The organism is Deinococcus metallilatus (assembly GCF_004758605.1).
GTDB classification, from domain to species: Bacteria; Deinococcota; Deinococci; order Deinococcales; family Deinococcaceae; genus Deinococcus; species Deinococcus metallilatus.
Map to the genome: position 1 here is coordinate 312,347 of NZ_CP038510.1, position 12,905 is coordinate 325,251.

Here is a 12,905-nt window from a genome sequence, read left to right on the forward strand (position 1 = left end):
CCGCTATGCTGCTGCCATGACCGCCAGCGTGCGCGAGCAGGGCAACATGCGCGTCCGGGACGTGCTGGCGCTGCCCGCGTGCCGGGCAGCCCGGCTGGTCATTCCGGATGCCGACCTGTCCCGCGAGGTTCGCCTCGCGCACGTGATCGACATTCCTGACCCGGAACGCTGGCTGCGGCCCGGTACGCTGCTGCTGACCACCGGCCTCTCCTGGCCGCGTGACCCGCTGGCCCTGGCCCACTTCGGGGAGGAACTGGCCCGGCAGGAACCGGCAGGCGTTCTGCTGGCCGTGCCGCGCTTCTTCACCGCGTTCCCGCCGGAAATCGCCGCGCCGCTGGCCGCCCGTGGCGTCCCCGCCCTGGAACTGCCCTGGGAGGTGCCGTTCGTGCAGGTGGTGCAGGAGGTCCACGAGTTCATCCTGCGCGCCCAGGCCGACGTGCTGGAACGCAGCGAGGCGATCCACCGTGCCCTGACCCGCGCGGCCCTCGGCGGCAGCCTGGCCGACGTGGCGGGCACCCTCTCCGGGCAACTGGGCCGGGCGGCGGCGCTGCTGGCCCGCGACGGCACCTCCCTCACGCCCGGCCCCGCCCCGGACTCCCTACAGGCGCGCCAGGCCCTGGACCGTCCCGGCAGCGCCCCGCGTCTCCTGGCGGGCGGCATCCTGGTGCCGGTGCTGCTGCGCGGCCAGCGCGAGGGCGGTGTCTGGGTGGAGGGCGGGGCCGGGCAGGTGACCGACCTGGAGGTGCGGGCCGCCGAACACGCCGCGACGGTGGCCGCCCTGCTGATGCTGGCCCAGCGCGACCTGGAGGTGCGCGAGGCCCGGCTGGGCTACGCCTTCGTGGACACCCTGCTGGAAGGACACTTCACCGCCGACCCCACCTCTCAGGAGCGGGCGCTGCGCCTGGGCTTCGATCCGCAGGGCACCTACCGCGTGGCGCTGCTGGTGCTGTCCGACGCGCTCCCCCTCTCCCCGGAGGGCTTCGCGCGGCGCGAGCGGGCGGCCCATCAGGTCCGCGAGGTGCTGGCCTCCCTGGGCGCGGCCCCGCTGGTCACCGTCAGCCTGAATCAGGTGTGGTTCCTGCTGCCGGAGAACGTGAACCCCGAGCGGGTGTGGGCGCGCCTGGGCTGGGAAACGGGTAGCGGGGTGGAGCCGCCGGGCGGCCTGGTGTACGGGAGGGCAAGGCCCGGCGCGGAGGGTGTGGCCCAGGCCCGCGCCGAGGTGCTGACGCTCGCGGCCTACGCCCGCCCCGGCGAGCTGCGCTCCTACGCCGAGGTGCTGGTCCCGCGCGCCCTCAGCGGCGACCGCGACGCGCAGGCCGATCTGGTCCGCAGCCTGCTGGCCCCCCTGCGGGAAGCGCGCGGCGGTGAGGCGCTGGTGGCGACCGTGCAGGCCCTCTGTGAGACGGGCTTTGCCCAGGCCGAGGCCGCCGCGCGGCTGGGCATTCACGGCAACACGCTGCGTTACCGGATGGACCGCATCGAGGCGCTGACCGGGCGGACGCTGGGTGACGCGGGCACCCGCTCGCTGTGGTGGCTGGCCCTCCAGTTCGACGCGATGAATCCCTGAAAGCCCCTGTCGGGAAGCCACAAAGAACTTATTGCCCACTTGTGCGCTTCCCCCCATGCCCCCTTCCCCCGGCGGGGCTACCCTGACGGCACAGGGAGGTTTCTATGACCATTTCGGCGTCCAAGACGGACGAGCTGCTGGCCTTGCGTCTGTCCGAGGTTCCCCGTGGGGTCAGCAACGGGCACCCCATCGTCGCCGCGCGGGCCGAGGGCGTGCGCCTGTGGGACGTGGAGGGCCGCGTCTACCACGACTGGGTGGGCGGCATCGGCGTGCTGAACGTGGGGCACAACCACCCCCGCGTGCTGGAGGCCGTGCGCGCCCAACTGGAACAGTTCAGCCACACCTGCTTCCAGGTGGCGATGTACGAACCCTACCTGCGCCTCGCGCAGCGCCTCAACACCTGCTTTCCGGGCGGCGGCCCCGTCAAGACCCTCTTCTTCACCACGGGCGCGGAGGCCACCGAGAACGCGGTCAAGATCGCCCGCGCCTACACCGGGCGGCCCGCCGTCATCTCCTTCACGCATTCCTTCCACGGGCGCACCCTGCTGGGTATGACCCTCACCGGGAAAAAGGCGTACTACGCGCAGAACTTCGGCCCCTTCGCCCCCGACGTATACCACGCCCCCTTTCCCTACGAGTACCGCGGCGTCAGCGTGGAGGCGGCGCTGGCGGGCCTTCAGGAGATGTTCCGCACCACGGTGGACCCCTCGCGGGTGGCGGCGATCATCCTCGAACCCGTGCTGGGGGAGGGGGGCTTCCTGCCCGCGCCGCCCGCGTTCCTGCGCGCCCTTCGCGAGATTTGCGACCAGCACGGCATCGTCTTCATCGCGGACGAGATTCAGAGCGGTGTGGGGCGCACCGGCAGCTTCTGGGCCATCGAGCAGAGCGGCGTGCAACCCGACCTGCTGACCTTCGCCAAGAGCATCGGCGGGGGCCTCCCCATCTCCGGCGTGACCGGCAAGGCGGAGATCATGGACGCGCCCGCGCCGGGCGGCCTGGGCGGCACCTACGCGGGCAATCCGCTGGCCTGCGCGGCGGGCCTGGCCGTGCTGGACCTCTTCGAGGACGGCACGCTCCTCGCCCAGGCGCGGCATGTGGGCGAGCGGCTGCACGAAGCCTTCCGCGACCTCCAGACGGAATTCCCCGGCATCGGGGACGTGCGTGGCCTCGGCCCGATGGTGGCGATGGAATTCGTGAAGGACCGGGGGACGAAGGAACCCGACCCGGAGATGGCGACCCGCGTCGTCGAGGCGGCCCGCCGCCGGGGCCTGCTGCTGCTCAAGGCCGGGATGTACGCCAACGTGATCCGCGTACTGGTGCCCATCACGGTGACGGACGCCGAGCTGGACGAGGGCCTGGACCTGTTCCGCGCCGCAGTGCGCGAGGCGACGCAGGATTGAAGTGATGAGATTGAGGGATGAGAAAGCCACTCAGAGTTCCGGCGTCCTTTGCTCCTCCCCCTTGAGGGGGGAGGCCGGGACTCGCAGAGCTGCTTGCAGAGGGGGTGAACCGGCAGAGCGGCCCAGTGCCCCTCTCTCACAACGCCCCGATAGTCCAAGTCAGAGTTTCGCGTAAGCCCTACATGGTCCCCTGAAGGAGGAACCCCCATGACCTACATCAACCTCAAGACCCAAATCCCCGGCCCCCAGAGCGTCGCCCTCCAGCAGCGGCGGGCGGAGGCGGTCAGCCGGGCGCTGGCCCAGTCGAACGGCGTGGCCGTGAAGTCGGCGCGTGGCTCGCTGGTGACCGATGTGGACGGAAACACCTTCATCGACCTGGCGGGCGGCATCGGCATGATGGCGGTGGTCCACAACCACCCGAAAGTGGTGGAGGCCATCCAGCAGCAGGCCGCCGAGCTGATCCACCCCTGCGCGCTGGTGGTGAACTTCGGGGGCTACCCGGCGCTGGCCGAGCGGCTCAACGCCCTGACGCCTGGCGACTTCCCCAAGAAGACGCTGCTCGCCAACGGCGGCGCGGAAGCGGTGGAGAACGCGGTCAAGATCGCGCGGGCCTACACGGGCCGGGCGGGCGTGATCGTGTTCGAGGGCGGCTACCACGGGCGCACCAACCTCACCATGAGCATGACCAGCAAGTACGGCCTCTTCAAGAAGGGCTTCGGGCCGTTCGCCAGCGAGGTGTACCGCCTGCCCTTCCCCAACCCCTACCGCGCCCCCGAAGGGATGACGGGCGAGCAGTGGGTGAACTGGTGTTGCTGGAACCTGGAAAACGCGCTGACAGCCCAGATCGACGGCTCCGCGCTCGCCTGCATCGTGATCGAGCCGGTGCTGGGGGAAGGCGGCTTTATCCCCACGCCCGTGAAGTTCCTGCGGAAAATCCGCGAAATCTGTGACCGCACCGGCGCCGTGATGATCGCGGACGAGATTCAGAGCGGCAGCGGACGGACCGGGCGGCTGTACGCGATTGAACACGCGGGCGTGGTGCCCGACATGATCGTCAGCGCCAAGAGCCTGGGCGCCGGGATGCCCATCAGCGCCGTGACGGGCCGCGCCGAGATCATGGACGCCCCGCACCTGGGCGGCGTGGGCAGCACCTACGGCGGCAGCCCGGTGAGCTGCGCCGCAGCGCTGGCCGTGCTGGACATCCTCACCGAACCCGGCTTCCTGGAACGGGGGCAGACCGTGGAGCGCGTGGTGCGCGAGGTGTGGGAACCGCTGCGCGGCGAGCTGCCCATCGGGGACATTCGCGGCATCGGCGCGATGATGGCCGTGGAGTTCGTGAAGGACCCGGTCACCAAGACGCCCTGGATGGACCTGGTGGCCGCCGCCGTGCCGCTGGCCGTGCAGCGCGGCGTGCTGCTGATGCGCGCGGGCCTGTACTCCAACTGCCTGCGCTTCCTGCCCGCCCTCGACATCCCCGAGGACATGCTGCGCGAGGGTCTGACCGCCGTGGCGGACGCCGTGCGCGAGGCGTACCGTGCGGCGAAGGCGGCCGAGGAGGTGGTCCCCGCGTGACGGCCACCTTCATCGGCCGCCAGGTCCTCGCTACGCGGGAAGATGGCCGTTACGTGGTGGTGCAGGCCCCCGCGGACGACGCCCCAGCCCTGGAAGCCGTGCAACGCGCCTGCTTCCCCGACCTCAGCGAGGAGGAGATCGCCACTGCGGGGCACTTCCTCTCTCATCAGGCGCACTTCCCTGAAGGGCAGCTCGCCGTGCTGGACACCGACACCGGGCGGCTGGTGGCCTCCAGCAGCGACCTGCGGCTGAAGGTCGACTTCGCCCACTACGCGCACCCGTACCTCGAAGAAACCGGCGACAACCTCTTCACCACGCACGACCCGGAAGGCGACTGGTTGTACGGCGCGGACATCGGCGTCCACCCCGATGCGCGCGGGCAGGGCCTCGCCACGCTGCTGTACGGCGCGCGGCACGACCTGATCCGCCGCCTGAATCTCAGGGGGCACGTGGCCGGGGCGATGCCGAAGGGGTATGGGGCCGTGGCCCATGACATGCCCATCGAACAGTATGTGCTGGAAGTGATCCGCGGCGAGAGGCGTGACCCGGTGCTGAGCGTGCAACTGAAGCGCGGCTACGGCGTGTGGGGCATCATCCCCGACTACCTGGAGGACGACTCCTGCCGCAACCATGGCGTCTTCATCGTGTGGCGCAACCCCGATTACCGCCCGGAGGCGGGGTGAGCACCACCGTCTATACCGGCGGCCCGATCTACCCCCACGCGGACGGGCGGGCGGTGGAGGCGCTGGCCGTGCGGGGCGGGCGCGTGCTGCATGCCGGGACGCTGGAAGATGCGCGGGCGGTGGCGGGAAGAGGAGCGGGGGTGCACGACCTGGGCGGTCACACCCTGCTCCCCGGCCTGACCGACGCCCATGTCCACGTCTGGAAAGTCGGCCAACTCCGCACGACCCTGCTCGACCTTCGGGAGGCCAACTCGCTGGACGACCTGGCCCGGCAGGTCCAGCAGCGCCATGCCGAACTGCCCCCCGGTGCCTGGCTGTGGGGGCGCGGCTGGAACGAGACGCGGCTGGGGGGTACACCGGACCGGGCGCTGCTGGACGCCCTCGCACCGGGGCGGCCCGTCCTGCTCACCCGCACCTGCGCGCACATCCACGCGGTCAGCACGGCGGCCCTGGACCGCGCGGCCATCCTCCCCGACACGCCCGCCCCCCCGGGCGGCGAGATCGACTACGAACGCGGACGGCTGACCGAAACGGCGTACGGGCTGGTCTTCGGCGCGATGCCCGCCCCCACGCAGGCGCAGTACGAGGAATGGATTCTGGCGGGGCTGACTTACCTGAAGTCCCTCGGCTTCACGGCGGTCACCGACCCGGCGGTGGACGCACCCCTCTACGCCGCCTACCGCGCGCTTGACGCAGCGGGGAAACTGCCCATCCGCGTGAACCTGCTGTATATCCGCCGCCCGGACGGCGGGACGGAGACGTTGCCCCTCCCCGAGAAGCACTTCTCGCCCCGGCTGCGCTGCGACAGCGTGAAGTTCTTCGGGGACGGCGGCCTCAGCGGCGCGACGGCGGCGGTCAGCGTGCCTTACCGCAACATGGAGCCGCCCAGCCGGGGCGTGCTGCGCTTCGAGACGGAAGACCTCTACGGGCTGGCCCGTGAGGCACATGTCGCCGGGTTCCGCATCGGTGCGCACGCTATCGGAGATCTGGCGCTGGACCAGCTCCTCGGCGTGTACGCGCGGTTGGAACGGGAATATCCCGGTGGCCCCTGCCACCGGATCGAGCATTTCGGCCTGCCCTCCGCTGCACACCTGCGCCTTGCCCGCGAGCTGAGGGTGATCGCCGTACCGCAACCCGTTTTCCTGCACGAGTTGCGCGCCAACTATGACCGCTTCGTGCCGGAGGAACTCGCCGGGCAGGTGTTCCCCTTGCGCGCCTTTTTCGACGCCGGACTCGACGTGGCCTTTTCCAGCGACGGCCCGGTGGTGCGCGAGCTGCGCCCCCTGGCGGGCGTGCGGGCGGCCGTGACCGAACCCTACGTGCCCGGCATGGGCGTGACGCTGGCGCAGGCCCTCGGCGCCTACACCCGTGGCGGGGCTGTCGCCCACGGCGACGAACACGAGCGCGGCGCCCTGGCCCCCGGTTTCCTCGCCGACCTCACCCTGCTGGGCGGCGACCCGTTTCATACTGATCCTCAAGACCTGCCGGAGATTCCGGTGCGCGGCGCCTTTCCCGCCCCTTCCCAGGCGCCCGCAGAAAGCGAGCCCGTATGACCACCCTGCAAAACGATCCCGTGACCCGCAGCCAGGCCTACTTCGCCGGTGAATGGCGCAGCACCCCGAAGACCTTCGAGGTCATTCACCCCGGTACCCTGGAGAGTATCGGCGCGGTGGCCGACTGCACGCCCGAGGACGCCCGCCGCGCGATTGACGCCGCCGAGGTCGCCCTGGGGGAATGGCGGAAGGTCAACCCCTACCAGCGCGGCCTGATCCTGCGCCGCTGGTACGACCTGATGTTCGAGCACAAGGAGCAGCTCGCCCGCCTGATGACGCTGGAGATGGGCAAGCCGATCACCGAGACGCGCGGCGAGGTGCATTACGCGGCCTCCTTCATCGAGTGGTGCGCCGAGGAGGCCGGGCGCATCAGCGGCGAACGCATCAACATGCGCTTCAACCACAAGCGCGGCCTGACGAGCAGCGAGCCAGTGGGCATCGTCTACGCCGTCACCCCCTGGAACTTCCCCGCAGGCATGATCACCCGCAAGGCCGCGCCCGCCCTGGCCGCCGGGTGCGTGATGATTCTCAAGCCCGCCGAGCAGAGTCCCATGACCGCCCTGTACCTGGCCGAACTGTGGCTGGAAGCAGGCGGCCCGGCCAACACCCTGCAAGTCCTGCCTACCAGCGACGCCGCCGCCTTCACCGCCCCCTTCATGGAGGACGAGCGGGTCCGCAAGGTGACCTTCACCGGCAGCACTGCCGTGGGCCGCTTGCTGTACACCCAGGCCGCCAAGACCATCAAGCGCGTCTCGCTGGAACTCGGCGGCCACGCGCCCTTCCTGATCTTCGCGGACGCGGACCTGGAACGGGCCGCGCGCGAGGTGATCGGCTCCAAGTTCCGCAACGCCGGGCAGACCTGCATCAGCACCAACCGCGTGTACGTGCAGCGCGAGGTGGCCGAGGAATTCACCCGCATCCTCACCGAGAAGACCGCCCAACTGGTTCTGGGTGATCCGCTGCTGGACACCACGAATGTCGGCCCGGTGGTCGAGCAGGCGGGCCTGGACAAGGTTCAGGCGCAGGTGGAGGACGCGCTGCGCCGGGGTGCGAAAGCCACCGTCGGCGGCAGCGTGAAGGAGGGCCTGTACTTCCACCCCACCGTGCTGACCGACGTGGCCCCCGACAGCCTGATCCTGCGCGAGGAAACCTTCGGCCCGGTCGCGCCCGTCGTGGTCTTCGACACCGAGGAGGAAGGTCTGCGCCTCGCCAACGACAGCGAGTACGGCCTGGCCGCCTACGCCTACACCCGCGACCTGGGCCGCGCCTGGCGGGTGGCCGAGGCTCTGGAATACGGCATCGTCGGCATCAACGACGGCGTGCCGAGTGCCTCCGCGCCCAACGTGCCCTTCGGGGGAATGAAGAACAGCGGTGTGGGCCGGGAGGGCGGGCACTGGGGCCTCGAAGAGTATCTGGAAACCAAGTTCATCAGCATGGGCCTCGACTGAGGGCTGAAACGTACCTGAAGGCCGGTGGAACAGGGACAGGAACTGTTCCACCGGCCTTCATCGAGTTCCAAGCGGCCCCGGGTGCTACCGCCCTTCGCCCGTCACGTCCTCCTGAGGAGCCGCCGGGTGAGTTGCCACAGCACTTCCGGCAGGACCTCGAAGGCGTAGGGGGTGTAGACCCGCTCGTTCTGCTGATGGTAGTCCCGGCCCCACGGCCCCAGATTCACGGTCGGGAGGACCATCGCCTCCCCGGTCGCGGCGAAGCGAACCGCCGCCGGAGACTGGGCGGCGACCAGGGCCGCGCTCCCGGGATGGACCGCCTGCCCGACAAAGCTCATGTCGGAGATGAACGGGAAGAACTCCTGCACGTTCATCTTTACGTTCTGGCGGGTTCGCAGGTCATGGACGGTTTCCTCGACGGCGGCCCTCAGCCGTCGGCTCGGCGCGTCCTCGCCCAGGTGAACGGCCGGGTACGCGAGGGAGGCGAAGGTGACCACCGCCAGCGGCCCCGGCTGGCCGGACAACTGCACCAGGGCCTGCAAGGCGCGGCGGGTCAGGGTCGGCACGTCCAGGGCCGGGTCCTGCGCCCACTCGCGGACCTGGGCCTGCCAGGTGTGCAGCGCTTCCTCCCCCTGCTCCGCGCGCACCCGGGCCAGCAGGTCCTGATAGGTCAGGGCTTCCGGCGCCGCGTCGTCTGCCGCCAGGGTCACGCCCAGCCGGGCCGCGTTGTCCCGCTGGCGCCGGGCGGCCCGTTCCATCGCCTGCCGCGCGACCTCCTGGATGCCGGTCAGCACCTCCTCGGGCGGCTTGTGGTGCAGCAGCACGTTCAGGGCGCACCAGGCGTACTCGGGTGTGGTCACGTCGTAGTGCGGCTTGAGGTCGCTGGCCTGGAGGACCGTCGGGGGCGGCGGGCTGGATTCGGGCGTGGCGTTGAAGTGCCCCTGGCCCTCGGTGAGGCGAATGAATTCCGCCTGCGCCAGCGTCGGGTTGATCCCGTCGAAGGGTGCCCCGGCGTGGGTAGGCCGCCCCACGAACAGCACGCCTACCAGCACCTTCCCGACGCTGCCCAGATACACCGCCTGCCCCACCTCGCCCGCGCCGTGGTCGATGCTGGCATCCAGGTTGATGGCCGCCTCCAGGTCCAGGTCCCATTCCTGGGCCAGCTCGCGCAGTTGCCCGGCGGCGCTGCGCATCCCGTGGGAGTTCTCCTCCTCGTCCGGCACGGCCAGAAAGAGCAGGTTGCCGTCATGGTCACCCGCCGCGAACCGCTCCGCGACGGCGAGCCCTGCGGCCAGGCCGCTTTTCATGTCGAGCGCCCCGCGTCCGGGCAGAAAGTGCCCCGTCTTCAGGTCTTGCAGGGCGCGGGCGTCGGCGGCGCCCCGGCCGTGCTGCTCCAGGTGGGCGATCAGCCGGGGCAGCAGGGCGTCCGGGTCGCACGCGGCCGATTCCAGCAGGCCGTAGTTGGAGGTGCTGACCGTGTCGTAATGGCCGGTCAGCACCACCGTCTGGCGGCCCCGTCCCCGCACCAGCGCGTAGACGTTGGCGCGCGCGTAGGGATCGTCCCGGGTGGGGAGGCAGCGGACGTACTCGGGGTGATCCGCGAAGGCCGGGCGTTGCCGGAGTCGCCGTTCCAGCGCAGCCGCGAAGTCCCGTTCCCCGGCCGAGTTGGTGATGCTCCCCTGCCGGACCAGCATCCGGGTCCAGTCCTCCGCACACTGCGCCCAGCGCCCAGTGGTGCGGGCGGTCATGCCCGGCGCACCAGGGGCTTGGTCAGGCAGGTGGGGCCGCCCTCCGCCTTCAGCGAAAGCTCGTTGCCGACGTAGCTTTCGACGGTGAATCCGGCGTCTTCCAGGCGCGTGCGGGTGACCGGGTTGCCCGCCAGCATCAGGCAGACCGCAGGCGTGATCGCCAGCACGTTCGACCCCTGGGTGGGAAATTCGGCATCGGGCACCTCGATCAGCCGCAGGCCGCGCCGCTGGAGTTCCTGCCAGAGCGGGACGGGCATCAGGCGGGGATAGACCACCGCCGCGTCCGGGGCGACCGGACTGATCACCGACATCAGGTGCAGGCAGGCGTCCGCCCCGTCGCCCACCGGCATGTCGTACACCTGGACCTCCACGCCGCGCGGCTCCAGCAGGGCGCGCAGGGCGTCCACACCCGCCTGGGTGGTGCGGAAGGTCCGCCCGATGGCGAGCGTCTGGTCGTCCAGCCAGAACATGTCGCCCCCCTCGGCATACTGCTCGCCGGTCAGGCGGCCCAGGACCGGCACCCCCAGCTCCTCCAGGCGGCGGCCCAGCGCGTCCTGTTCCCCCTGGCGCAGCGCCTTGCCGGGGTTCAGGAGGATGGCCCCCTCGCGGGTGATCAGGGCCGGGTCGTACACGAACACCGAGTCGGCCCGGCCCGGCTGCTCCATGTCGTGATACACGACCTCGGCCCCGTGCTTGCGGAGGATGTCGGTGAAGGCGTCGTGTTCGGCCTGCGCGGCAGCCAGGTCGGGCCGGGCCGCATAGTGCCAGGCTTCCGGGTCCTCGACGGCGAAGGCCTGGTCGGGCCGCCGGACCAGCACGCGGCGAAGGGGGGCGGTCATGCTCTGGTGGAAGGGTTGGTTGGTTTGGGGCTGGTCGGTCTGGGGCGGGGTGGTCTGGGTCATGGGAACCTCCGGGAAAGTCAGGGGAGAGGACGGCGTGAGAGAACGGCCCGATTCCGTCCGGGTCGGTCGGCGCCGGGGCCGTTACTTGCAGCGAATGTCGGTGTTGAAGTACTTGCGGGAAATCTTCTCGTAGGTGCCGTCCTGCATCATGCTTTTCAGCGCACCGTCAACCGCGTTGGTGACGGCGGTATTGCCCTTCTTCACCGCGAAGCCGATCTTTTCCTGAAACAGCATGGACCCCAGTTGGAGCTTGCCGGGCGGGGCCTTGGCCTGCGCCGCCAGCGCCACGAAGCGGTCGGTGACAAAGGCGTCGGAGCGGCCGGAGAGCAGGTGCTGGAGCGCCTCCGGGTCGCCGGGTAGGGTGCGGATTTCCCCCACGCCCGGCACGGCGCGCAGCCGCTGGTAGTAGGTCGTGCCCACCTGCACGGCGACCACCTTGCCCCGGAGGTCCGCGACCGTCCGGGGACCGCCCGCGCGGCTGAGAATCACGCCGCCCGAGCAGTAGTCCGGTGTGCTGAAATCCACCGCCTTGAGCCGCTCAGGAGTGATGCCGTGCGACCCCACCACGATGTCGAAGCGGTTCTGGTTCAGCCCGATCAGCAGGTTGTCGAAGGGCTGGTACTTCCACACGGGTTTGAGGTCCAGGCGGCGGGCCACCTCGTTCATCAGTTCGACCTCGAACCCGGTGAGCGTCTTGCCCTTGAGGTAGATGAAGGGCGCGTAGGTCGGGTCGGTCCCGATGGTGAGGCTGCCCGGGGTCAGGAGCGTGGGAATGGCCGCGGCCCCCGCCCACCCCAGCGCGCCCAGAGACAGCAGCGATATCGCCCGCTTCCACTTGAACATGGTCGTCCTCCTGCCCCCCAGCCTGCCAGCCCCGCCCGGCAGAAGCTAGGACAAAATTGCGGACTTCCGCACCGGGGTTCAGGAATGCCAGGCGCGGCGGTAATGGGCGGGCGTGACGCCCAGCAGGCGTTTGAAGTGGCGGTTCAGGTGGCTCTGGTCCACGAACCCGACGCTCTGCGCGACCTGCCCCGGCCGTTCGCCCCCTTCGAGCAGTCGGGCCGCCTGCTGGACGCGGCGCTGTACCAGGTAGGCGTGGGGGGTCAGGCCGCAGGTTTCGCGGAAGGCCCTCAGAAAGTGAGTGGGACTCAGGTTGGCGACCCCGGCCAGCACCTCCAGCGAAGGGCTGGCGCTGAGGTCGGCTTCCAGCAGGTCGCGGGCGCGCAGGATGCCCCCCTTCTCCGGCCTCAGACTCAGGGGCCGCGCCGCCGGGACCGCCAGTTGGAGGAGCAGGTGCGCGAAGGTCGAAACCAGCAGGCTCTCCTGCTCCAGCAGGTCCCGCGACTGCTGGAGGCGGCGGTGGAGGTCCTGAAGCCGCGCGAAAAGGGCGGCGTCCTCGCAGAGATTCGTCCTGAAGTGCGGCAGGCTGTCCTGACCGGTGAGGTCGCGCCAGATGTGCTGGAGCAGGCGCGGTTCAGGGTAAAAGGCCCGGTAGGCAAAGCCGCTCTGATCCCCCGGCTGATCCGCGTGAACCTCACCCGGATGCAGAAAACTGAGGGTCCCCGGACGGACGATTACTGTGCGGCGGCCGACCGTCCCCCGGTCCAGTCCCGCCTCATGCACCGCGATGACGTAATGCTCGTGGGCGTGCGGCACGAAGGTGTGGCGGACGAAACTCGCCGCGAACAGCGTCAGGTCGGGCAGGTTCGGCAACCGCCACAACTGGGCCGATTCCTGCCGTTCGGGCAACCCTTCGTCGCCCCGCACCGCTCCGGTTGGAAGCGCGGCTGTTCTTCCCCTCATGCTGGCCTCCAGCATAGTGCGCGCTCGGGGGAGAGGGCCATTCCGACGACAGGGCAACCGCAAGGTCCGGAAGGACTCGCCACAGTCAACCCCTCAGTCAGCTTCGCTGACAGCTCCCCTCAAAGGGAGCCAGGGACGCCCTTTGCCCTCCAGGAAACCTGGGTTGTTGCCTCCCCTTGAACGCTTAATGTGCAATGTTGCTGTCTAGAATGGACTTTTTGCTCCCTCT

At 70.1% G+C, this 12,905-nt stretch carries 10 protein-coding genes; 6 read left to right on the forward strand and 4 right to left on the reverse strand.

What is annotated here, in order from left to right:
- Positions 1-16 precede the first annotated feature (16 nt).
- From E5F05_RS01400 to E5F05_RS01425, 6 genes are all read left to right on the forward strand, one after another.
- On the forward strand, positions 17-1,567 hold the full coding sequence (locus tag E5F05_RS01400) for a PucR family transcriptional regulator (protein WP_164973294.1): 1,551 nt from the start codon (positions 17-19) through the stop codon (positions 1,565-1,567).
- A 104-nt stretch (positions 1,568-1,671) separates the two neighbouring features.
- Positions 1,672-2,967, forward strand: coding sequence for a 4-aminobutyrate--2-oxoglutarate transaminase (gabT, locus tag E5F05_RS01405; RefSeq protein WP_129117251.1), 1,296 nt, complete (start codon positions 1,672-1,674; stop codon positions 2,965-2,967).
- 207 nt (positions 2,968-3,174) lie between these two features.
- Positions 3,175-4,539 carry an aspartate aminotransferase family protein gene (locus E5F05_RS01410; RefSeq protein WP_129117252.1) on the forward strand — a complete coding sequence of 455 codons (1,365 nt, stop codon included), beginning with the start codon at positions 3,175-3,177 and terminating at the stop codon, positions 4,537-4,539.
- Positions 4,536-5,222, forward strand: coding sequence for a GNAT family N-acetyltransferase (locus E5F05_RS01415; protein WP_206732970.1), 687 nt, complete (start codon positions 4,536-4,538; stop codon positions 5,220-5,222). The genes E5F05_RS01410 and E5F05_RS01415 overlap by 4 nt, the downstream gene beginning before the upstream one ends.
- Positions 5,219-6,775: an amidohydrolase gene (locus E5F05_RS01420; protein WP_129117253.1), complete on the forward strand. Its 1,557-nt coding sequence runs from the start codon at positions 5,219-5,221 to the stop codon at positions 6,773-6,775. Before E5F05_RS01415 ends, E5F05_RS01420 begins: the two co-directional genes overlap by 4 nt.
- Positions 6,772-8,223, forward strand: coding sequence for an NAD-dependent succinate-semialdehyde dehydrogenase (locus tag E5F05_RS01425; protein WP_129117254.1), 1,452 nt, complete (start codon positions 6,772-6,774; stop codon positions 8,221-8,223). Before E5F05_RS01420 ends, E5F05_RS01425 begins: the two co-directional genes overlap by 4 nt.
- A 101-nt stretch (positions 8,224-8,324) precedes the next feature.
- Here the strand turns inward: E5F05_RS01425 and E5F05_RS01430 are convergent, their stop codons facing one another.
- The 4 genes from E5F05_RS01430 to E5F05_RS01445 form a co-directional block, all read right to left on the reverse strand.
- Positions 8,325-9,971 (reverse strand): M20/M25/M40 family metallo-hydrolase, encoded by a 1,647-nt coding sequence (locus E5F05_RS01430; RefSeq protein ID WP_129117255.1) that lies wholly within the window; start codon positions 9,969-9,971, stop codon positions 8,325-8,327.
- Entirely contained in the window at positions 9,968-10,873 is a 906-nt protein-coding gene (locus tag E5F05_RS01435) for a dimethylarginine dimethylaminohydrolase family protein (RefSeq protein ID WP_129117256.1), read from the reverse strand. Before E5F05_RS01435 ends, E5F05_RS01430 begins: the two co-directional genes overlap by 4 nt.
- Before the next feature lie 81 nt (positions 10,874-10,954).
- Complete coding sequence (locus E5F05_RS01440; protein ID WP_129117257.1) at positions 10,955-11,716, reverse strand: ABC transporter substrate-binding protein; 762 nt, start codon at positions 11,714-11,716, stop codon at positions 10,955-10,957.
- A 78-nt stretch (positions 11,717-11,794) separates the two neighbouring features.
- Positions 11,795-12,676 (reverse strand): AraC family transcriptional regulator, encoded by an 882-nt coding sequence (locus tag E5F05_RS01445; RefSeq protein ID WP_164973295.1) that lies wholly within the window; start codon positions 12,674-12,676, stop codon positions 11,795-11,797.
- Between the last annotated feature and the right edge of the window lie 229 nt (positions 12,677-12,905).